The following is a 23,494-nucleotide window of genomic DNA, read 5'->3' as shown; positions in this document are numbered from 1 at the left end:
AATTTAAATGATTACAATGACAGAGATTATCAATCAGGTTTTTGCCCTGGATTTAAAGATGAAAAAAGATAATAATGCAAGTGCCAACCGATATTTGGATCGTATCTATCATGAGTTTGAAACTATGGGCTTTCAAATTGTCAATCCGATTGGTCAAGCTTATCGAAATGAAATGACCGATGTTGAAGCTAATGTAGTAGGCGACTTAAGCCGGAAATCAAAAATCACTAAAGTTTTAAAACCTGTGATTTATCAAATTGAAAATAATGAAACTAAACTCCTTCAAAAAGGAATTGTAATTGTAGAATAGCCTCAAATGAAAACCATCAACTTTGCTATAGATTTAGGGACAACCAATAGTCTCATTGCCAAATATGACGACGGAAATATAAAGATTTATAATAACCCGTTAGGACTAAAACAAACCTTGCCTTCTTGTATCGCTTTCCGCGGAAATAGAACTGTAATAGGCGATAAAGCACTTGATTATTTAGAAAAAGATGCCGAAAATATTTGCATGCTTTTTAAGCGGAAAATGGGAACTCAAGACACTTATTTTGTGCCTTCCATAGCTAAAGAAATGTCATCAATAGAACTGTCATCCTTAATATTGAAAGAGCTTAAAAACTTTGTTAATGATGAAGATACTCTTAATTCTGTAGTGATTACAATACCTGCATCTTTTGATACCATACAATCAAATGCGACTAAAAAAGCGGGTTATATGGCTGGTTTTAAAGAAGTGGTATTATTACAAGAACCGATTGCTGCTTGTTTAGCATTTGCAAATTCGTCTAAGCTTGACGTGACAGATAAGCAAAATTGGATTGTATATGATTTTGGTGGTGGTACCTTTGACGTTGCTTTGGTTGAAGTTAATGACAGAGAATTAAAGGTGACCGATAATCTAGGTGATAATTATTTAGGTGGTGCCGATTTTGACAACCTGATTGTTGAAAAATTAATCGTTCCTTTTATTGAAGAAAAGCTGGGATTAACCAATCTATGGAAAGACCTTAAGTCTAAAACCAGTAGCTTTAAAGGCTTGTATTTTGAGTTGCTTAAAATTGCTGAAGAAGCCAAAAAGGAGTTGTCACATTATGATGAAACCGAAATTGAATTAGATATTGATATCAATGGCGAAAATTTTTATGAGCAATTACTCGTAAAACGTGACGAATTTGAAGCCTTGATTTCTCCAAAAGTAGAACAAACCATCACTTTTATTCAAGATGTGATTAAAAATAATCAGTTGCTAAATTCGCAAATTGAACGTGTTATTTTAATTGGAGGAAGTACTTATGTCCCATTAATTAAAAGACGAATTGCTGACGCGATTGGCGTAGAAGTTAATTCGACTATAGACCCAACATCTGCAGTCGTTCATGGAGCAGCTTACTACGCAGGTTCTAAGCCAGCAACGGTTTCCGAAGTGGTCAAAAAAGAAGAAGAACTTACCGAAGCTGATGCTATAGGTTTTAAGTTGTTTTATGAACAAAACACCAGAGATTTAGAGGAATTGATTACAGGTAAAGTCAATGCTAGTGAAGTGCATAGTTTTAGAATCATGCGAAAAGATGGCGGCTACGATTCTGGTGTTAAACAGTTAACAGAAGCTACGTTTTCAGAGTTTGTGCCTTTGCTGGAAGGTCGTTTGAATCAGTTTAAAATTCAGCTGTTAAGTGCAGCATTAGATGTTTTAAAAGTTATTGATACGGTTGCAATCAATCAAGGAAGTTATAATGTTCAAGGACAGCCACTTCCTAATGATATTTGTATGGAGGTTGACGATTTGGATGCTTCTGCTACACGACTGGAAAAAGTGTTTGCTAAAGGCAGTATTCTTCCGTTAAAAAAGAAGATTTATAAAACCGCTTCAAAAACCATACTGCGACAATCCGATTCTAATTTAATTATCAATATTATAGAAGGTAAATCTAAGGGGTTGCCGAGTTCTGGATTGAGTATTGGTTATATTGAAATTTCTGGGAATGAACTGGAAGAAGACCTGATTAAAGGAACAGATATCGAAATCGAAATTGAAGTCACAGAGTCGAGAGATTTAAAAATTAATGTCTTTTTACAAAGTTGTGATCAAGAATTTGAGAATGTATTTAGCGAATCAGAACGTTCGATTAGCATCAACAAAATCAATATGGAAATAAATACCATATTAGGTGATGTTGAAGCCTTGATACGTGATACAAATTCTGAAGAAAATTTTGAGTATTCGCATCAGCTGGAAACGATACGTGTTGGTTTGATTGAAACACAAATAGCAGCCTCACTTATTACTGAAGACGACGTGTCTGATGCTAAGTTTCAGCTGGATGATAAAAAGCGAAAGCTCATTCAGGATTTTGATGATTTAACTCGAAACAAGTTAATAGCTCAAGAAATTGAAGAGTATAACGATACTAAAAGTAGTCTGGAATATCATTTAAATAAGGAAGAAAATGAGCGTTTTCAGGATAAATATAAACGCATCATTAATAATGAAAAGGAAGTTATTAATTCTGGAAATAAGTATTTGATTCGTTCCAAAATTAAAGAGCTTGATGAGTTGTATGATTCGATAATACAATCGAGTGACGAAAACTTTATTTCCTACTTTTTACATATGAAGTTTGTGACCGAGTTTTCTAATCAGCGTAAAGCCGAAAAATTACTCAAGCAAGGTGATGATGCCTTAGAAAAGAAAGATTACACATCTTTACGTCATATTGTCTATGGATTATCTGCATTATTGCCAGATTATGAGAAAGAAAAACAAAAGAAATTCAAGGATAACAGCCGAACCGGTTTGGGCTAATTCCTGGCATAATGTTTTTTGTAGTAATCGGTATATAAATCGTTAATATCTATACTCAAAATCTGTATATTTTTAGCAACAACTCTTTCTTTTCTAGTTGTATCGATAATCACTTTATTAGACGAACTGCTATTAACTTTTGTGATTTTATTTTCAAATGGATAAATAGTGATTTGCTTTTCCTTTGTGGGATCAAAACTGTTAATACGAAACATATTGGTTAAGTCGGTATGGGTTTTAAAATGCGAAAAGTCTGTAGCAACAAAGTCACGACCTGTGTAAAATACCAGCGAATCATTTGCAACAACTTCAACCGATAGTTTTTCATTTTTCGGAATATAAATCGATTGATCAATCCCTTGTTTTAACCTGAAAACGATTAAATCCTGTTCACTTCTGTTGCTAATATTCAAATAGTTATTGTCATTAATGTTTGTTGTGTTCGGAATTTCGTTAAAGGTTGTGGGATACGGATTAGAAAATGCATACAAAGGTTTCACATAACCATCTTCACTGTCTTTACGCTCAACTTTCCGTTTTAGTGTATAAATAAATTTGATGTGGTCTTCAAGTTTGTATCTGTCAAACTGACTATTTGTAGACGTTTCTTCAACTTCAAAAATATCGTTTGGATTTTGAGCTGCTCTAATACTATCAACGATTTTTCTCATATCATCATTATATTCAATGGAGAAGTCTCCAGATCTGATATAGTCGTAATCAGGGCTGCTGTTAGAACTTTTTCCAATCCAAAAGATAATTCGGATAAAAATCATTATAACCACAAATACACTCCAGCCGCCAAAGCCAGAGCCTGTTTTTCTGCTAGATCGAGAAGGTCTTGTGTATTGTCTTGCAATATCAGCATTAGATTCTAACATCTGCTTTAAAAATACATTTGAGGTGTCTAAAACAGCAAATGCCACCATGGCTTTTGCCATAAATTTAAACTCTTGATTGTCTACATTTCTACGCTTGGCATTGTAAATATCAATAACTTCAGAATTGAGTTCTTGAATTTCCTCATTAAAGCAATCAGGATAGACATTCAAACAGTTGATGAAAACTTTATTAGTGATAAAGCCAACAGGATATTCTTTGTCTTTTTGACGCCCTTCATTAAGGTATACTATAGCGTAATTTAATCGGGCTTTAAAGAAATTAATGATGAGCTGATTGATTTCTTCAGAAAACAAATAGTTATGGGTTAGCACTTTTAGTAGCAGTACATATTTACCTTTGTTTAAAGTTTCAGATAAAAAAACTTTTAAGTTTTCCTTTAAAAAAGGCGATAGAAAATATTTGAGATGATCCAGATTTGAGATATCCGACTCGTTAACTTCAACTTCACCTTGTTTTATGTCTTCGTAATCACCAGAAATAAGCTGCTTTAACCATTTGTGTTTTTCAACAAAGACATGGCATTGTCTGGTATTTTCATCTTTGAGTTTTTCAATTAAATTGGCGACTTCACCTAAATTATTGGCATCACCTAGCATTGCCTTGGCTTTAAGCTGTTTTTGGAGTTTGATGATACCGTCAGAATTGATATGAGCTAGCTGGTCTATATCAATATTTAACTGATCAATAAATGAGATGTATTTCAAAGTGTGATTTTAGGAAACCTAAAAATATTAAAATTAATTAGAACACTATAATTAAGCTTAATTTTTTGATGCTTAATGACTTTAAAAATTTATTTAATTTTTTTTGAAAAAACCTTTTGGTAATTAAAAATCTAGACTATATTTGCAGTCCAATATTTAGGGCATTTGTCCAGTTGGTTTTTTAAATAATCAACATCAGGTTTTCCGAATCCTGAAAAAAAAAAATCGGGCGCGTAGCTCAGTTGGTTCAGAGCACTTGGTTTACACCCAAGGGGTCAGGGGTTCGAATCCCTTCGCGCCCACAAAAGTCCACAGCAATGTGGACTTTTTTTTGGTTTAAAAGTAGCGGGTCATTAACTCAGTTGGTTTAGAGTGTTACCTTGACAGGGTAGAAGTCACTGGTTCGAATCCAGTATGACCCACATCAAGCACAATCCTGATTTGTTTTGCAAATCAGGATTTTTGTTTTCAAAAAACCAGAAGATGCGACAGCACCTTGGCTTGTATTTGTAGGAGTTGATATCTCTGGTTCAACGGAGTTAATCCAGAGAGGAAGATCAGTATACTTGCCTACAACAATTCCAATACACGTTCTAAAGCCATTCCTCTTGAGCCTTTGATTAAAATTAAATGATGATCTAACTTTAATTGTTTAAAATTATGTTTTAAATCTTCAAAAGATTTAAAATAAGAAATTCCATCATGTTTGGTTTTTGTATTGTAAAAATTCTCACCAACTAAAATAGCATCTTCAAGAGATAAGGTCTGCACGAAGTCGGCGATATGTTGATGTTCAATACCAGCTTCGCTTCCAAGTTCAAACATATCCCCAAGAATAACCATCTTATTCTGGTTGATGAGTTGATTAAAATTTGACAATGCTGCATGCATGCTTGTTGGATTAGCATTGTAGGCATCTAAAATTATTTGATGCCCATTTTTTTCAACAATTTGCGAGCGGTTATTATTAGGGATATAGTTTTCAATAGCTTCTATAATCGCCTGAGTGGGTACATTAAAATGTTCTCCAATAGCAATTGCTACGGCTACATTATTGTAGTTGTAGGTCCCCGTAAGATGTGTTTTAATAGTATTGTTTTTGTAGGCTATAGAGATATAAGGTTGCGCATTTAAAAGCTGGGTTTGCGAGCCAAAAAGCACACTGTTTTTGTAAGTGCCAGCTTGCTTTATTTGGGTGTCATCATTTTGATTAATAAAAATAGTTTTTTGATTTGCTTTTAAAAAGTCATACAATTCTGATTTGCCTTTAATAACCCCTTCAATGCTGCCAAAACCTTCAAGATGTGCCTTTCCGAAGTTCGTAATCAAACCATAATCTGGAAGTGCAATTTGCGAAAGACTTTCAATTTCCTTTTGATGATTGGCACCCATTTCTACAATACCTATTTCGGTAGCCTTTGTCATTTCTAATAAGGTAAGTGGCACTCCAATGTGATTATTGAAATTTCCTTTTGTAGCAGAGGTATTATAGGTTTTTGAAAGTACAGCATTAATGAGTTCTTTGGTAGTGGTTTTGCCGTTGCTTCCTGTGAGTGCAATAATAGGTATATTAAGGGTTTTACGATGCAAGGAAGCTAAGCTTTGAAGTGTGCTTAAAACATCATCAACTAAAATGAACTGGCTACTAAGTTTGTACTCCTTTTCATCAATAATAACATAAGCGGCTCCAGCTTCTAAGGCTTGTTTTGCAAAGGTGTTGCCGTTAAAGTTAGCGCCTTTGAGCGCAAAAAAGATACAGTTTTTAGTGATTTTTCTTGTGTCGGTACAAACGGCATCACAGCTTAAAAAGTGTTTGTAAATGTTGTCTAGTGTCATAAACTAAATGTAAAAAAAAAGTCCTAATCAAATTGACTAGGACTTTAAATTTATTTGAAAAATTTTAGTTTCTCTTTTTGCTTCCTTGTGACTTAGAACCAACTCTAGACATTGCACATCTAAATCCGATATAATCTGTCGCCATATCTTGTGGGAAGTATCTACGTTGTGCAGGATCTAACCAATACGCTCTATCTCTCCATGATCCACCTTTATAAACTCTTACTTCATCATTAATAAGCGATGTTCTTTGGTTTGAAGTATCGTATTCTTTAATCAAAGCACCTGTAGAATCTCTTTCAACATTATGTTTAGGAGAATTATACATTTTACGAGTCATGTTTTCATCTTGACCAGAGTCATCCTCATCAAAGCTATCAGCATATTGACGTGATGATCTAACATCTCCATCTCTATAGTTTCTGTTGTCACTCTTATCGAAGTTCGTTCTTAAGTAAGTTTCATTTTCATCAACACCTACTTGTAAGATTTCACCAGGTAAGTTTCTAGCAACAATTTGACCATTACTTAAGGTATCAAATACGATTTCATCTGGTGCAACAATTTTAACTGTTCCGTCTTCGTTAATGGCGTTTTTAGTATAGACATTACCTCTATAGTAGTTGAAATCATTAAATTCATCATCAACTATAGGTCTGTAAACATCAGCTACCCATTCAGCAACATTTCCAGCCATATCGTATAATCCATAATCGTTTGGTTCGTATGACATAACTTCGGCTGTAATATCGGCACCATCATCAGACCATCCTGCGATACCACCATAATCACCTTTACCTTGTTTGAAGTTAGCTAACTGATCACCTCTGGTTTTTCTACTTCCAGAACGTGTGTATTGACCATCCCAAGGATATTTTTTACGACCTCTATAAACGTTGTAGCTTCTTAATTCGCTTAAACCAAGTGCAGCGTATTCCCATTCTGCTTCAGTTGGAAGTCTGTAATCTGGAGAAATAATACCAGATTCTCTTCTAGCATATACATTGATGGTATCACCAGAAGCAGTTGTTTGTACTCTACGTCTTGATTTTTCCGGATTGATTATAGAATCATTTCCTCCATAAGTTTGTGTTGGTGCGTTGATATAAGTGTCTACATTAAAGTTACTGTCTGCAGCAGACATTAAATGCGAGTCTCTTTCTAGATATCCTGCATTTTGTAAATCCATTTCTGCAACTCTGTCGGTTCTCCAATTTGCGAACTCAACAGCTTGAATCCAACTGACACCTACTACTGGATATTCACCATAACCAGGATGACGTAAATAATTTTCTGTCATCATTTCGGCATAACCTAAACGGTTTCTCCAAACTAAAGTATCTGGAAGTGCACCTTCGTATATTAATCTGTAATTTTCTTCTTCTGGCGGATAGGTTCTCTTGATCCAATCTAGATATTCGGTATACATTTTATTTGTTACCTCACTTTCATCCATATAAAAGGACTGAATATGCTGCTGATTTGGAGAGTTATTCCAATCGTGCATCACATCATCCTGAACTTTTCCCATAGTGAAAGTTCCCCCTTCAATAAAAACTAAACCAGGTCCAGTTTCTTGTTCTTGGAACTTGTCATTATATTGAAAGCCACCATTTTTATCGTTGATTTTCCATCCTGTTGCTCTAGAAGTGTTCTTTGAAGACGAGTTTCTGCTACAGCTAACAATTGTTAAAGATACCACTAGGGCTAATAATATCCTTAGATTTAAGACGTTTTTCATATCCATACTTTTTAAGTAAGCTAGTTTAATTTTAGAGACGCAATATAGTAATTAAAGGTAAACTAACAACATTTTTTGGGAAAATCCTGCAAAAAAAGTTGCATTTCATCCTCTTTTTTATACACAATAACGGACTTTTAGTCATTTTATCGATGTATTTTGTCTTTAATAACGAACGAATAAATCAATTATTGTTGTAATTTTGAATAAAAAATTGAGACTAAATAATATCACGCCCTTTAAGGCGTTATTTCACTATGAAAAAATACTTACTATTATTTTTATCTATAATTTCTTTATATGGTTTCTCCCAACAGAAACAATTTAGCATTAATTGGGATGGCGATATAACTTTAGACACTGCGACTTCTAATATTCAAGTACCTGGTTTTGATAAAGCACATTTTGGCTTTTCTTATGAAAAAGGCTTGACTTTCTTTTCTCAATGGAGTGAAACGGCTCCTATTAATGAAAATACAGTGAGTTTATCTCAAGTGTCTTATACTACTATTAGTAGGTCTGAATTAAAAGATTTACCCTTAGCAACGATACCTACAACTCCAAAAGTCATTTTAAAAAATGCGATTGAACGTTCAAATGTTTCAGCCTATATAGAAATTACTCCTATAATTAATGATCGAGGGGTTTATAAAAAGATAACAGCATTTACCGTTAATTATCAATACGGTAGTTTAAATAGAAATAGTCAAGATGCTCAAGAGATAACAAATTCTGTTTTAAGCAATGGGACTTGGCGAAAGTTTTATGTTGAAAAATCTGGAGTTTTTAGGTTGAGTAAAGGATTTTTAAATTCAATTGGTGTAAATACTAATGTAGACCCAAGAACCATTAAACTTTATGGAAATGGAGGCGCCATGCTGCCTAAGCCTAATGATGAGTTTTACCCAATAGACCTAACAGAAAACGCTATTAGATTTGTTGGTGAAGAAGATGGTGTGTTTAATGATAATGATTATATATTGTTTTATGCTGAAGGCCCAACAGAATATGATCAAGATAGTGATACTAATATTAATTTGTATTCAGACAAATCCTATTACTTTATAAATACCGAAGGTTCAACAGGGAAGCGTATACAACCATTAGTACAACCTGAAGGCGATGTTTCTATGGAAATAAATACGTTTCAGGATTATCAATTTCATGAAGTAGATGAAAATAATATAGCTAAAATAGGTCGGCGTTGGTTAGGGGAACGTTTTGATATTGAAAATGAAAAAAGTTTCAGCTTTGATTTCCCAAACATGGTCACAACAGAGCCTGCTAGAGTTAGAGTACTTGCAGCAGCAGTTAGTGAATCAGTATCAACCAACATGCAAGTGTTAGTAAATGGTAACCTCATAAGTACCTTAAATTTTAATCCCGTAGAGGATCCAATTTTAGCCTTTGCAAATACCTACAATAATACTGTCGATTTAACAGGAGATGAGGTCTCAGTAGATCTTATCTATAATAATAATGGTAATCCGTCTGCATTGGGCTATTTAGATTTTATATCTATTGAAGCCACAAGAGCTTTAACTTTTGAAGGGTCACAAATCAGGTTTAAGAATAATGAAGTTTCACTAACTCCAGGTATTGCTCAATACACATTAAGTAATGCCGCCAATGTTCAAGAAGTTTGGGATATTTCAGATAAATATAATGTCAAGGCTATTATTAATACAGATGCCAGCGAAGCCTTTACCTTTAAAGATGTTGCAGGTACCGAGAAAACCTACCTTACCGTAACCAACTTGGATTATTTTGAACCTTCAAGAGATGCCAATACAAGTGTTAGTAATCAAAATATAAAAGGAACTATTTTTTTAAATACACAAGGCGAGTTTCAGGATATAGATTATATCATTGTGGCTCGACGAAGTTATTTGTCACAAGCTGAGCGACTTGCACAAATTAATAGAGAAAAGTATTTCCTCAATGTAAAAGTGGTCCTGCTTGAAGATATTTATACCGAATTTAGTTCAGGTAACCCAGATATTGCGGCCATTAGAAATATGGTGAGCTATGTGTATCACAACGCAAGTACACCAAGCAAACGATTAAAATATTTATGTCTGTTTGGAGACGCATCTTACGATTATAAAGATCGTATTTCAAATAATACGAATATTATTCCTATCTGGAATTCGAATCAGAGTTTTAGTTTAACATCCTCATTCATTTCTGATGATTTTTATGGTTTGATGGATGAAAACGAAGGTTTACTCGCTGGTCAGGAGCGCTTAGATATAGCTGTAGGGAGAATGTTAGTAGATACGCCTCAACGTGCTAAAGAAATGGTCGATAAAGTTGAAGGCTATTATGCTGAAGAAGCTTTTGGTAGCTGGAGGAATAATTTTATTGTTGTTTCAGACGATGTTGATGTGCAATGGGAGAAAATACTTCAAAATACAACGGATGCTATTGGTAATGAGGTCACAGGAGAAAAACCTTTTATGAATGTCGTTAAAATTCATACCGATTCATATCAGCAAGAATCAACGGCTAGTGGTGAACGTTATCCAGCGGTCAATCAAAGTTTAAAAGATGCCATGGAAGTTGGAGCTTTGGTGGTTAATTATTTTGGGCATGGTGGTGAAGATGGATTAGCTTCAGAACGTATTTTTACTAAAGTTGACGCACAAGACATTAGAAATGTGTGTAAATTCAACCTTTTTGTAACAGTAACCTGTGAATTTACAAAGTTTGATAACCCGCAAAGGCTTACTTCTGGAGAGTTTACCTATTGGAATAAAGAGGGGGGCGCTATTGGTTTAATTACTACAACGAGGCAAATTTTTGTGACTTCTGGTGTTGGGTATAATGAAGTGCTTGAAGGGTATTTGTTTAGTTACGGATCCAGTGAATATCCAAGTATGGCTGAAGCCTTAAGGCTAACTAAAAATGATCCAGCACTTTCTGGTAATCCGCAAAAGCCATTAGTGTTTTTTATTGGTGATCCAGCCATGAAACTTGCATTTGCTAGACCTGAAATTAGATTAACTAAAATCAATGATATCGATATCAATAATCAGTCTGAACCTTTAAAAGCGCTTGACCGCGTAAAAATGTCTGGGGAAGTCTACGATACCTCTGGAAATTTCTTGTCTAATTATAATGGTGTGGTTACTGCAACAGTTTTTGATAAGGAAATTAATAGACAAACGATAGGGAACAATGGTATTATGGAAGATGGGCAGCTCATAAAGCTCGACTTTAAAACACTTGGGGAAACCATTTTTAAAGGACAAGCAACCGTTACAGATGGAATCTTTGAATTTGATTTCGTGGTGCCGAGAGATATAGGAATTCCAGTAGGTCCAGGAAAAGTGAGTTTTTATGCTAAACAAGATAATATCCTGGATGATAAATCGGGTTATAGTTTTGATATCCAGGTTGGAGGGATTAATGAAAATGCTGAAGAAGACAACGTAGGTCCGGTGATTCAACTTTTTATGAATGACGAGAATTTTGTTTCAGGAGGCATTACTAATGAACAACCAACCTTACTGGCCAAACTTTATGATGATAATGGTATCAATACCGCTAGCGGAATTGGTCACGATATCACAGCCATAATTGATGGAGATGAAACGAATCCATTTATATTGAATGATTATTATCAGGCTAATGTTGATGATTATCAAAACGGAACCTTAAGTTATCCATTTAGAGATTTAGAACCGGGATTACATACCTTAACATTAAAAGCATGGGACGTGTACAACAATTCATCAACGGCTGAGATTGAATTTATTGTAAAAGATAAAGACGACGAACTCGTGATAACTAATGTATTAAATTACCCTAATCCTTTTATAGATTACACAGAATTTTGGTTTAATCACAATAGTTCTGATGTTTTAGACGTTTCAGTACAGATATTTACAGTGTCTGGTAAATTGGTGAGAACTTTAAATGGCCAAACCAATGGTGGGAGTAAGGTCACAAGCTCAATTTCTAAAGATATTGTATGGGATGGTAGAGATGATTTTGGTGATAAAATTGGCAAAGGTGTCTATATTTATAAACTAAAAGTGAGATCTAACCGTTTAAATAAACAAGTTGAAAAAATCGAAAAACTTGTCATACTATAATAATAAATTATATTTGCTACATATATTATTAGTAGCAATACCTTAATATGAACTTAAATTCACATATGAAAAATTACATTTTAGCCCTATTTTGCCTTGTTGCAATTCATAATACATATGCTCAAGAAGAAGGACAAACAATAACATTTCCTAATCAATCTACAGTAATTACGACTGGTGTACCATTTATGCTTATCGCACCTGATGCTAGATCTGCTGGAATGGGAGACATGGGAGTTGCGACCTCAGTTGATGCTTATGCACAACAATGGAATGCTGCTAAGTATACATTCTCTGAAGCAAAATCTGGAATTGCAGTAAGTTATACACCTTACCTGAGTAAATTAGTTAATGATATATCAATTGCTTATTTGACCTATTTTAATAGAATAGATGAAAGAAGTGCTTTTGGTTTTAGTTTTAAATATTTCGGTCTTGGAGAGATTGAAATTCGTCCAGATGAGTTTTCTGAGCCTTTAATCGAAAAACCTAACGAGTTTACTGTTGATGCTTCTTATTCGTTACGTTTAGCAGATCAGTTTGCTATGTCTGTTTCCTTACGTTATTTACGTTCAGATTTAAGAATCCAAGCCGTTGATGCTAATGCGAGTGCTGCAGGATCATTTGGGGTAGATATTTCTGGTTTTTACCAAAGTGAAGAAGAAGCTTACAATAGTTTTAACGGACGAACACGTTTCGGATTCGCCATTCAAAATTTAGGTCCGAAAATTAAATATGATGATGGTGGAAGAGAAAACTTCTTGCCTACAAATTTACGTATAGGTGGTGGTTTTGATTTTATTTTCGATGATTACAATAAATTAGCCGTTACGGCCGAAGTAAGTAAACTCTTAGTACCAACACCGCCTTTATTTGGTTTTGTTGATACCAATGGTGATGGAGAACAAACAGTAGATGACGCAAGTACACCTGATGTCGATGAAGGTGAGCCGACAATTATAACAGGTGGTCAATCGAATGATGTGAGTTTCCTATCAGGTGTTTTCCAATCATTTGGAGATGCTCCTGGAGGGTTTAGCGAAGAATTGAAAGAATTTACTTGGGCTTTAGGTGCGGAGTACCTTTACCAAGAATCATTTGCTTTTAGAGCAGGTTATTTTAATGAAAGTGATGAAAAAGGAGCCAGAAAGTTTTTTGCTCTAGGCGCTGGATTTAAATATACAACCATTAATATTGACTTGTCTTACTTGTTTTCAGCATCAAAAGTTCAAAGTCCGTTAGAAAATACGCTTCGTTTTTCTCTAACATTTAATTTTGGCGATGGAGAATATGACGAATATTAGACCTAAACATAATTCAAATAAAAAAACTATTGTTTCTTAAAAGCAATAGTTTTTTTGTCTAAATACCTATCTAATGAAAGACGTAAAAATAGAATCGGTACTTACGGTTTACGATACTCTAGAAGAGCTTCCCGAAGGAATTGTTTCCTTAATGAAAAAAGCGTCCGAAGCCAGACTTAATGCCTATGCTCCTTATTCTAAATTTTTGGTAGGAGCTGCTATTTTGTTAGATAATGGAGAAGTCGTGATTGGTAATAACCAAGAAAATGCGTCTTACCCATCTGGCTTATGTGCAGAGCGTACAGCTATCTATTATGCTGGAGCCAAATTTCCTAAAGCTAAAATTGTCACTATGGCATTAACAGCAGGTTCACAAATGCAAGCAACAACGTCACCAATTCCGCCTTGTGGCGCCTGTAGACAAGCTATTGCCGAATATGAAGTGAAGCAAGACACACCAATAGAGATTTATTTTATGGGAGAAACAGGCAAGATTGTAAAATCCAATTCTCTTGCTAATTTGTTGCCATTAGGATTCGATAGAAGTTTTCTATAACGTTTTCGTAACAAATTTACGTTTTTCAGTTTTTTCCTTATTAACTAAAGTGTTACTTTTGTTATTAGCTTATTCTAAATTTGATTAGAATCTTATAACAAAACCTCAAGTATTGTAACCTTGAGTATTATTTTTGACATAAATAATTAAACTAAATGCAAAAAATCACAAAAGAAGTTTACCTTAAATGGTATGAGGATATGTTGTTCTGGAGAAAGTTTGAAGATAAACTTGCCGCAGTATACATTCAACAAAAAGTAAGAGGATTTCTTCATTTATATAATGGTCAGGAAGCCGTATTAGCAGGAGCACTTCATGCTATGGATTTGACCAAAGATAAAATGATTACGGCTTACAGAAACCACGTTCAACCTATTGGTATGGGTGTTGACCCAAAACGTGTCATGGCAGAATTATATGGTAAGGCTACAGGAACGTCTCAAGGCTTGGGTGGTTCTATGCATATCTTTTCTAAAGAACACCGTTTTTATGGTGGTCATGGGATTGTAGGTGGACAAATTCCTTTAGGTGCAGGTATTGCCTTTGGTGATAAATACCACGGAAGTGATGCTGTAACACTCTGTTGTTTTGGTGATGGCGCTGCTCGTCAAGGTTCACTTCATGAGACATTTAACTTAGCCATGCTTTGGAAATTACCAGTCGTTTTTGTTTGTGAAAATAACGGATACGCCATGGGAACTTCTGTTGAGCGTACAGCAAACCATACCGATATTTGGAAATTAGGTTTAGGCTATGAAATGCCTTGCGGGCCAGTAGATGGTATGAATCCTATTAAAGTTGCTGAAGCTTTTGACGAAGCTATCCAAAGAGGTAGACGTGGTGAAGGACCAACATTTTTGGAGTTAAAAACCTACCGTTATCGTGGTCACTCTATGTCTGATGCACAACATTACCGAACTAAAGACGAAGTTGAAGAGTACAAAAAGATAGACCCAATTACCCAGGTTAAGGATATTATTCTAGAAAAGAAATATGCTTCCGAAGCAGATATAAAAATCATAGACAAACGTGTTAAAGCTTTAGTTTCCGAATGTGAGAAATTTGCTGAAGAGTCACCTTATCCAGATAAGAATGTGATGTACGACGCTGTTTATGAGCAAGAAGATTACCCATTTATTCAACACAAAATATAAGCTATGGCAGAAGTGATTAATATGCCTCGTTTGAGCGATACCATGGAAGAAGGAACTGTCGCAACTTGGTTAAAGAAAGTAGGAGACAAAGTAGAAGAAGGTGATATTTTAGCTGAAATCGAAACCGATAAAGCAACCATGGAGTTTGAATCTTTTAACGAAGGAACCTTACTTCACATAGGAATTCAAGAAGGTGAAACGGCTAAGGTAGATACACTTTTAGCTATTATTGGAGAGGAAGGTGAAGATATTTCAGGATTAATCAACGGAAAGACTTCTGAAGCAAAAAGTGATGCTTCTGAAGAGAAATCGGAAGATACATCAGCCGAAAATGATGAAGAATCTGCGTCTCAATCTTCGGGTAGTCAAGAACTCCCTGAAGGTGTTATTGTAGTCACTATGCCACGTTTAAGTGATACTATGGAAGAAGGGACTGTAGCTTCTTGGTTGAAACAAGTTGGCGACGATGTTGAAGAAGGCGATATTTTAGCAGAAATCGAAACCGATAAAGCAACGATGGAATTTGAATCATTCCAATCGGGAACCTTATTACACATCGGATTAAACGAAGGCGAATCTGCTAAAGTAGATGCGTTGTTAGCGATTATTGGTCCTGCTGGAACCGATGTTTCTGATGTCGCTAAAAACTTTAAAATTGAAGGGGCTTCTTCTGAAACTAAAACTGAAGCACCTAAACAAGAAGAACAAAAAGTTGAAGTACCAAAGCAGGAAGCTAAAAAGGAAACGCCAGCTGCAACACCAACAACAAATAATACAGCCAATGGTCGTGTTTTTGTGTCACCTTTAGCCAAAAAAATGGCCGAAGAAAAAGGCATCAATTTAGCTCAAGTTAACGGTTCTGGTGAAAACGGAAGAATTGTTAAACGTGATATCGAAAACTTTACACCATCAAGTCAGGCGGCTTCTGTAGGTAAATTTGTACCAACGGGTCAGGAAGATTTTGATGAGGTTGCAAACTCAAATATGCGTAAGGCGATTGCTAAAAATTTAGCGAAATCTAAATTTACGGCACCGCATTATTATTTAAATGTCGAGTTTGATATGGAAAATGCAATGGCATTTAGAGCGCAATACAATTCGCTTCCAGATACAAAAATCTCATATAATGATATGATTGTTAAAGCTTGTGCTTTGGCATTAAAAGCCCATCCTCAAGTAAACTCACAGTGGTTTGATGATAAAATGCGATTAAATAATCACGTTCATATTGGTGTCGCTGTTGCGGTGCCAGATGGTTTGGTTGTTCCTGTTGTTCGTTTTGCTAATGAGCAAAGTTTAACTCAAATTGGAGCGGCTGTTAAAGAATACGCTGGAAAAGCCAGAAATAAAAAACTGACTTTAGATGAGATGGAAGGTAGTACATTCACAATTTCTAATTTAGGAATGTTTGGTATCGAAAGTTTTACATCGATTATCAATCAGCCAAATTCTGCCATTTTATCGGTAGGCGCTATTGTGTCTAAACCGGTTGTTAAAAACGGACAAGTTGTTCCTGGAAACACCATGAAACTTACCATGGCTTGTGATCATAGAACAGTAGATGGCGCCACTGGAGCGCAATTTCTTCAAACCTTAAAAGGCTATATTGAAAACCCAGTAACGATGCTGGTTTAATCTATATGAATAACTTATTATTCTGAACTTGATTCAGAATCTATAGTATTTTAAATCCTGATTTGATTTGTTCAAGTCAGGATTTTTTTATCTTTAAACTCAAATATATGTTTCATGAAAAACCTTATTCCATTTTGTCTATTTCTATTGATGTTTAGCTGTAAAACATCAGTAAAAACCGAATCAAAACCTATCACCATAACCAGTGCCGAAGTTAAAGATGTGGTTACTTATTTAGCGTCCGATGAACGCTTAGGACGTAACACAGGAACTCAAGGTATTGACGAATCGGCTACCTATATCGAAAATCAACTAAAATCTTACGGTGTTAAGCCTTATTATGATACCTACAGAGACCATTTTAAAATTGGTGAAACCAATGCGTTTAATGTTGTAGGTTTTATTGAAGGAACCGATAAAACTCTTAAAAATGAGGTTATAATTTTAGGAGCACATTACGATCATATTGGTAAAGCAAAAATAGTTGAAGGCGATTCTATAGCCAATGGTGCTAATGATAATGCGGCAGGTACCAGTGCAGTTTTAGCTATGGCAAAATATTTTGCTGCTAAAAAAACGAATAAGCGTAGTATTATGGTTGCTTTATTTTCGGCGGAAGAAATGGGATTATTAGGCTCTAAGCATCTTGCTGAACGATTGAAATCAGAAAACCTTAACCTCTATACCATGGTTAATTTTGAAATGATTGGTGTGCCTTTTAAAGATCGTGACTATGAAGCTTTTGTTTCGGGATACGATTTGTCTAATATGGCTGCTAAATTAAACGAATACGTTGGACAAAATTTGATAGGTTATTCTGAAGTGTCAAAAAAATATAGTTTGTTTAAACGCTCTGATAACTACCCGTTTTATGAACAGTTTAAATTGCCTTGCCATACCATCTCTTCATGCGATTTGACCAATTTTGATTTTTACCATCATGTTGATGATGAAATCGACAAATTAGACTTTGAGTTTATGGCGAGTTTAATCAATAAAATGATTCCCGCTATTGAAAAAATGAGCGCCACAGAAACCAAAGAAATTATCATGTATGAAGAGTAAAAATATCATCATTACAGGAACAAGTAGAGGGATTGGTTTTGAACTTGTTCATCTCTTTGCTAACCAAGGCCATAATGTATTGGCTCTTTCTAGAAATGCGCAGCCTGTAAGTAATTTGCAATTTGATAATATTTCGTCTTTTGCCTTTGATTTATGTGAAGCAGATGACTATAAAAAAGTGGAATTGTTTATTGAAAATGAATTTAAACATGTTGATATTTTAATCAATAACGCTGGTATGTTACTCAATAAACCATTTGCAAATACCACCTTTGAAGATTTTACTAAGGTTTATCAAACCAATGTGTTTGGTGTTTCTGAAATGACCCGAATTGTATTACCGTTTATGAAAAGTGACGGACATGTAGTAACGGTTAGTTCGATGGGAGGCATTCAAGGCAGCATGAAATTTCCTGGCTTGGCAGCTTACAGTTCGAGTAAAGGTGCCGTAATTACGCTCACCGAATTATTAGCGGAAGAATATAAAGAGAGCGGCCCGCAATTTAATGTACTCGCCTTAGGCGCTGTTCAAACGGAAATGTTAAAAGAAGCATTTCCAGATTATCAAGCACCAACAACAGCTTTAGAAATGGCAAAATACATTCAGGATTTTGCCTTAAATGCCAATAAGTATTTCAACGGAAAAGTACTTCAAGTCTCTAATTCTACGCCTTAAAATGTCAAAATTTAAATGTGTTATTTTTGATTGCGATGGTGTTTTAGTCGATAGTGAACCCATTGGGAATCAGGTTATGGTAGACTTGGCAAACCGTCTTGGCGCTTCTATAGATTTAGAGTATGCCTATCAACATTTTAAAGGATATGCTTTAGATGGTTGTGTTCAAAAAATTTCAGAATTAATAGGGAAGGAGGTGCCATCAGATTTTAAATCAACCTATCGAAGTTTGAGCTATGAGCGTTTTCAAAAGGAGATACAACCTATAGATGGTGTTTTAGAAGTTGTTAAACGTTTAGATATCCCTTTCTGTGTGGCATCTAGTGGCCCAGAATCAAAAATAAAACTCAATTTAGAGCTCACTGGTTTATTGCCCTATTTTGAAAAGCATATTTTTAGTTGTTATACGATTCAAAAATGGAAACCTGATCCTGCTGTTTTTATCTGGGCTAGTGAAACTATGGGGTTTCAACCTCATGAATGTTTAGTGGTAGAAGATAGTCTCACTGGTGTTAAAGCGGCTAAATCTGGTGGATTTGCTGTTGCAGGTTATACCGCTCATGATGTTAAGAATGAGTTGGGTTCTGAAATAGATTACAACTTAAAATCAATGCAACAACTACTTACTATAGTATAAAGTTAATCGTTTGGCAGTTTTATTTAGTAAGGGTTTGGTCTTAACACTACTTAAGTGTCTTGCATGCCATTAAAAACCATCAGGAAAGCCAGTAATTGTAGTAAAAAGGGTAGATCTATTTTCATAGAAGTGAATCTTTAAAATTGAAAGATACGATTATTCCAAAAGCCTTAAGAATGTTATCGCTCTTGAGATTTGTGTCTTGCCATCTAACTGTATAGGTTCACTCTTAATGACAGCACCAATTGAGTCTTTAAATGTTTCTGATGGTGTGGTTACTGTAAACGTTAGTTTTAAGGTTTGTATGTTGTTTGTTAGTGCTTTAGGTTTTTTTGCAACTTGAATATTAGCTATTGAAAAACCTTCTGGATAATTTAAAACAGATGCATTGTCTAAAGTAAAGTTGCTAAGTTGCAGATTTATATCAGCTTCAAATTCGGGATGTTCTTGTTTAATTTTTATAAGATCGACGTATTCTTCTAGTTTTTGAATACTTAAAGTTTCTGGAGAGCTGATGATCTTATCAAAGTCATCTTCGGTATCTAATACCATTTCTATGTCGGTACTTTCAGTTTTCATAGCCTCATTATTGTTACAAGTCATGAAAAATAAAAGCAGTAATATGTATAGTATCTTTTTCATCGTACCGTAAATTTTAGAGTTTTGATTTGATTGTTTTCATAACTTTTGTCTAAAATTTTAACTGTTTTAAGTGTTTTTGTCGGAATGGTAAGCAACCTTACAAAATCTTCCTTTGAGTAAATTTCTACACCAATGTTATCTTCGTAGAGTCTATAAATTTGTGCATCCTCATGAATTAATTGTTGTAATTTTTGTTTGTGTTTGGTCCAGTCTTTTACATTTCCGTTGGTATAGTATTTCAAAATTAAAGCATAATCATCACTATCTAATTTGACTACATGATGTTGATTGGCTTCAATAGATCTTACAATCGTGTCGGTTTTATGATAAGGAGACGATACTACAAATCTAATGAGATTGGCTTTGGTCTTATACCTAAAACAACCCAAGCTATCGGTTTTAAAATACAAAGGTGATTGGTCTTCTTGCAGAAGTTTGATATCAATTGGAATGTTTGTTATGGCCTGATTGTTTAAATCGTCAACAAAACAAAATTGAAAATCATTTTTCCCATTCATTGTGACTATAAAGACTATTAAAATGGGAGCAAATATAATAATCCAAGGCACCTTTTTCTTATGCTTAGACGCAAACGGGTGAGTGTTTTTAAAGGTTTGCCAATTTTCAAAACCTATATAGCTACTCAATAAATTGAGCATGTCTACACGTGGTAATTTGGTCGCTTCATTTTTAAAATAGGTATAAAACCACTTTTCGCTTACTTTAGCTTTCACTTCGGAAAATAAATCCTCCTGAAAAAGTACAATAGTTTCACCATTCCAATCTTTAACATCAGAAGCAGCGCTATGCTTGTCCAGAAATTTGGAAATCACAGCTGTTTTTAGCCGATTGAAATAATATGTGTTTTCAGGATTCAAATAGTTTAAAGTCTTATAATCAAACAATTAGAGTTTGTAAAATGATTTACAATAGGTTTACAAAGCCTTTACAAGCCAAAAACATACTGGGTTTTTAGATTTGTTTCATAATCATTAAAAATATAAAATTATGAATGCAATATTAGACAAATCCAAAATTAAATACCTAATCGTTTCAAGCATGTTGGTTTCTTTAATGGCCTGTAACACTAATGCTGATTATAAAGAAAGTGTACCAGTTGCAACCAGTGATATTTCTGAAACCTATGAAGCTGTACTTGATGAAGAACCCATGACATTAAAATCTGAAGTTTCCACCAATACGATTCCTATAGATTTAAAAATCATCAAATCGGCAACAGCACGCTATAAAGTCGATGATGTGAAACTGGCAACACGAAAAATTAAACACATTGCTCAACAGTATGAGGCTTATATTTCAGACTTACGATTTGAGAATAATTTGTATCGTAAAGAAAATCGATTCACTATTAAAATTCCGCAGCAATATTTTGATGCCATGATGGATTCCATAGGTTTTATAGTTGAATTTGTAGAGTATGAAAATATCACAACAAAGGATGTTACTGAAGAATATATCGATATTCAAACACGATTAAAAACCAAAATAGAAGTAAAAGTGCGTTACGAATCCATCTTAAGACAAAAAGCAAAAACCGTTGAAGATATTTTAAAAACAGAAGAAAAATTACGTCTTATACAAGAGGAAATCGAATCGGCTCAAGGACGCTTAAAATACTTAACCAATAAAGTGTCGTACAGCACCATTCAAATTGATTTGTATGAAACTGTGACGTATACTGAAGAACCAGAAAGCTATTCAAAAACATTTCTTGCCAAAGGAAAAGAAGGCTTAAGTAATGGTTGGGCTATCATTGAAAGTTTTATTTTAGGACTCATTTATATTTGGCCTTTAGTAATCATTGGAGTCGTTTTGTTTTTTGTGATAAAAAAGAAATGGATGCGTAGAAAGGCATGAAATAATTTTTAAACGCTTAGACTTTCATAATCAAATTATTAGCCCTGCATTGTGTAGGGCTAATTCTTGTTGACGAATTAACTAAAATCTATACTATAATAACTATTTAAATTTTGTAAATTTGCCTGCGTTTAACAGCGCAACATGACAACGACTACTAAATACATCTTTGTAACTGGAGGAGTAACATCTTCACTTGGAAAAGGCATTATTGCGGCTTCTTTAGCAAAATTGCTTCAAGCACAAGGCTACAGGACGACGATTCAAAAATTAGACCCTTACATTAATGTTGATCCCGGAACTTTAAATCCGTACGAACATGGTGAATGCTATGTGACCGATGATGGTGCCGAAACCGATTTAGATTTAGGGCATTACGAGCGTTTTTTAAATGTGCCAACAAGTCAATCTAATAATGTAACTACAGGCCGAATTTATCAAAGTGTCATTGAAAAAGAACGTCGAGGTGAGTTTTTAGGAAAAACAGTTCAAGTCATTCCTCATATTACCGATGAAATTAAACATCGTGTTCAAATCTTAGGAAAATCTGGCGATTATGATATCGTCATTACCGAAATTGGTGGTACAGTTGGTGATATTGAATCTTTGCCTTATGTTGAAGCAGTTCGTCAATTAAAATGGGAATTAGGAGAAAATAATGCCATTGTAATTCATCTGACTTTAATTCCTTATTTGTCGGCCGCAGGAGAACTTAAAACCAAACCAACACAACATAGTGTAAAAACTTTAATGGAAAGTGGTGTGATGGCCGATATTCTAGTGTGCCGTACAGAACACGAACTTCCTGAAGACTTACGAGATAAACTGGCGAAATTTTGTAACGTACGCCCAGAAGCGGTCATTCAGTCTATTGATGCGTCTACAATCTATGATGTACCCAATTTAATGCTGGATGAAGGTCTTGATAAAGTGGTTTTAAAGAAACTGGCTTTAGATAGTTCACAACCAGATTTAACGCAGTGGAATCAGTTTTTATCACGTCATAAGAATCCGTCAGGAGAAGTCACTATTGGTCTTATTGGAAAGTATGTCGAATTGCAGGATTCATATAAGTCTATATTAGAAGCCTTTATACATGCTGGAGCAGAAAATGAAGTTAAGGTTAAAGTAGAGTCTATACATTCCGAATATTTAACAGCGCGAAATGCTTCAAAAAAACTGAAACATTTGCATGGTGTTTTAGTGGCTCCAGGATTTGGAGAGCGAGGAATTGAAGGAAAAATCGAAGCTGTAAAGTATGTAAGAGGACATAATATTCCGTTTTTAGGAATTTGTTTAGGTATGCAAATGGCTGTCATAGAATACTCCAGAAATGTTTTAGGATTAAAAGAGGCCAATTCAACCGAAATGGATGAACAAACCTCACATCCTGTTATTGATTTAATGGAATCTCAAAAAACCATAACAGATAAAGGTGGAACCATGCGTTTAGGCGCCTGGGATTGTGAGTTAGTTGACGACAGTATTGCCAAAGACGTATACCAAACCACAACGATTAAAGAGCGTCACAGACATCGCTACGAATTTAATAATGATTACAAGCAGCAAATTGAAGATGCTGGAATGAAAGCAACAGGATTAAATCCAGAAACAGGTCTGGTAGAAATTGTAGAAATCCCAGAACATAATTGGTTTGTTGGTGTACAATACCATCCAGAATATAAAAGTACAGTGTCTAATCCGCATCCCCTTTTTGTGTCATTCGTAAAAGCAGCTTTAAATTTCAAAACAGATAGCAATAGTGTCAGTATGGCACAAAATTAATATTGGATAGCTTTTTGATATTGAGAAAGCATCCGTTCCTAACCAATCGGAGAACTAAGTAATACA

The 23,494-nt window shown here is 34.7% G+C and carries 17 protein-coding genes and 2 tRNA genes; 14 read left to right on the top strand and 5 right to left on the bottom strand.

Annotated features, from left to right (window positions below):
* Nucleotides 1–16 precede the first annotated feature (16 nt).
* Both N4270_RS12190 and N4270_RS12185 read left to right on the top strand, forming a co-directional pair.
* Nucleotides 17–310, top strand: coding sequence for a hypothetical protein (locus N4270_RS12190; protein WP_260097491.1), 294 nt, complete (start codon nt 17–19; stop codon nt 308–310).
* Nucleotides 311–316: 6 nt separating this feature from the next.
* Nucleotides 317–2,812, top strand: coding sequence for an Hsp70 family protein (locus tag N4270_RS12185; RefSeq protein WP_260097490.1), 2,496 nt, complete (start codon nt 317–319; stop codon nt 2,810–2,812).
* Here the strand turns inward: N4270_RS12185 and N4270_RS12180 are convergent.
* A complete protein-coding gene (locus N4270_RS12180; protein WP_260097489.1) occupies nt 2,809–4,419 on the bottom strand; it encodes a hypothetical protein in 1,611 nt (536 codons plus the stop codon). The genes N4270_RS12185 and N4270_RS12180 overlap by 4 nt on opposite strands.
* A gap of 227 nt (nt 4,420–4,646) precedes the next feature.
* Here N4270_RS12180 and N4270_RS12175 point away from each other — a divergent pair.
* Together N4270_RS12175 and N4270_RS12170 are read left to right on the top strand one after the other, a co-directional pair.
* Nucleotides 4,647–4,721, top strand: a tRNA-Val gene (locus N4270_RS12175).
* A gap of 45 nt (nt 4,722–4,766) precedes the next feature.
* Nucleotides 4,767–4,841, top strand: a tRNA-Val gene (locus tag N4270_RS12170).
* Nucleotides 4,842–4,989: 148 nt separating this feature from the next.
* Here N4270_RS12170 and murF read toward each other — a convergent pair.
* Together murF and gldJ are read right to left on the bottom strand one after the other, a co-directional pair.
* The gene (gene murF / locus N4270_RS12165; protein ID WP_260097488.1) at nt 4,990–6,255 is read right to left on the bottom strand and encodes a UDP-N-acetylmuramoyl-tripeptide--D-alanyl-D-alanine ligase; all 1,266 of its coding nucleotides are present in this window, start codon (nt 6,253–6,255) and stop codon (nt 4,990–4,992) included.
* 64 nt (nt 6,256–6,319) lie between these two features.
* Nucleotides 6,320–8,002 (bottom strand): gliding motility lipoprotein GldJ, encoded by a 1,683-nt coding sequence (gldJ, locus tag N4270_RS12160; RefSeq protein ID WP_260097487.1) that lies wholly within the window; start codon nt 8,000–8,002, stop codon nt 6,320–6,322.
* Between the two features lie 251 nt (nt 8,003–8,253).
* Here gldJ and porU point away from each other — a divergent pair, with 251 nt between their 5' ends.
* From porU to N4270_RS12120, 8 genes are all read left to right on the top strand, one after another.
* Complete coding sequence (porU, locus tag N4270_RS12155) at nt 8,254–12,096, top strand: type IX secretion system sortase PorU (protein ID WP_260097486.1); 3,843 nt, start codon at nt 8,254–8,256, stop codon at nt 12,094–12,096.
* Nucleotides 12,097–12,161: 65 nt separating this feature from the next.
* The gene (gene porV, locus N4270_RS12150; RefSeq protein WP_260097484.1) at nt 12,162–13,400 is read left to right on the top strand and encodes a type IX secretion system outer membrane channel protein PorV; all 1,239 of its coding nucleotides are present in this window, start codon (nt 12,162–12,164) and stop codon (nt 13,398–13,400) included.
* A gap of 73 nt (nt 13,401–13,473) precedes the next feature.
* On the top strand, nt 13,474–13,956 hold the full coding sequence (gene cdd / locus N4270_RS12145; protein WP_260097483.1) for a cytidine deaminase: 483 nt from the start codon (nt 13,474–13,476) through the stop codon (nt 13,954–13,956).
* A gap of 155 nt (nt 13,957–14,111) precedes the next feature.
* Complete coding sequence (pdhA, locus tag N4270_RS12140; RefSeq protein WP_260097482.1) at nt 14,112–15,110, top strand: pyruvate dehydrogenase (acetyl-transferring) E1 component subunit alpha; 999 nt, start codon at nt 14,112–14,114, stop codon at nt 15,108–15,110.
* 3 nt (nt 15,111–15,113) lie between these two features.
* The gene (locus N4270_RS12135) at nt 15,114–16,745 is read left to right on the top strand and encodes a pyruvate dehydrogenase complex dihydrolipoamide acetyltransferase (RefSeq protein ID WP_260097481.1); all 1,632 of its coding nucleotides are present in this window, start codon (nt 15,114–15,116) and stop codon (nt 16,743–16,745) included.
* A gap of 114 nt (nt 16,746–16,859) precedes the next feature.
* Nucleotides 16,860–17,810: a M20/M25/M40 family metallo-hydrolase gene (locus N4270_RS12130; protein ID WP_260097480.1), complete on the top strand. Its 951-nt coding sequence runs from the start codon at nt 16,860–16,862 to the stop codon at nt 17,808–17,810.
* Complete coding sequence (locus N4270_RS12125; RefSeq protein ID WP_260097479.1) at nt 17,800–18,486, top strand: SDR family oxidoreductase; 687 nt, start codon at nt 17,800–17,802, stop codon at nt 18,484–18,486. The genes N4270_RS12130 and N4270_RS12125 overlap by 11 nt, the downstream gene beginning before the upstream one ends.
* Before the next feature lies 1 nt (nt 18,487).
* Nucleotides 18,488–19,123 (top strand): HAD family phosphatase, encoded by a 636-nt coding sequence (locus N4270_RS12120; protein ID WP_260097478.1) that lies wholly within the window; start codon nt 18,488–18,490, stop codon nt 19,121–19,123.
* Between the two features lie 156 nt (nt 19,124–19,279).
* Here the strand turns inward: N4270_RS12120 and N4270_RS12115 are convergent, their stop codons facing one another.
* A complete protein-coding gene (locus N4270_RS12115) occupies nt 19,280–19,765 on the bottom strand; it encodes a hypothetical protein (RefSeq protein WP_260097477.1) in 486 nt (161 codons plus the stop codon).
* A complete protein-coding gene (locus tag N4270_RS12110; protein ID WP_260097476.1) occupies nt 19,762–20,598 on the bottom strand; it encodes a hypothetical protein in 837 nt (278 codons plus the stop codon). The genes N4270_RS12115 and N4270_RS12110 overlap by 4 nt, the downstream gene beginning before the upstream one ends.
* A 175-nt stretch (nt 20,599–20,773) precedes the next feature.
* Between N4270_RS12110 and N4270_RS12105 the strand changes: the two genes are divergently transcribed.
* Nucleotides 20,774–21,643: a DUF4349 domain-containing protein gene (locus tag N4270_RS12105; protein ID WP_260097475.1), complete on the top strand. Its 870-nt coding sequence runs from the start codon at nt 20,774–20,776 to the stop codon at nt 21,641–21,643.
* 144 nt (nt 21,644–21,787) lie between these two features.
* A complete protein-coding gene (locus N4270_RS12100; protein ID WP_260097474.1) occupies nt 21,788–23,428 on the top strand; it encodes a CTP synthase in 1,641 nt (546 codons plus the stop codon).
* Nucleotides 23,429–23,494 lie beyond the last annotated feature (66 nt).

Origin of the sequence: Psychroserpens sp. SPM9, assembly GCF_025153525.1 — a bacterium.
Classification (GTDB): domain Bacteria; phylum Bacteroidota; class Bacteroidia; order Flavobacteriales; family Flavobacteriaceae; genus Psychroserpens.
This window is presented reverse-complemented; position numbering and strand designations above follow the sequence as displayed.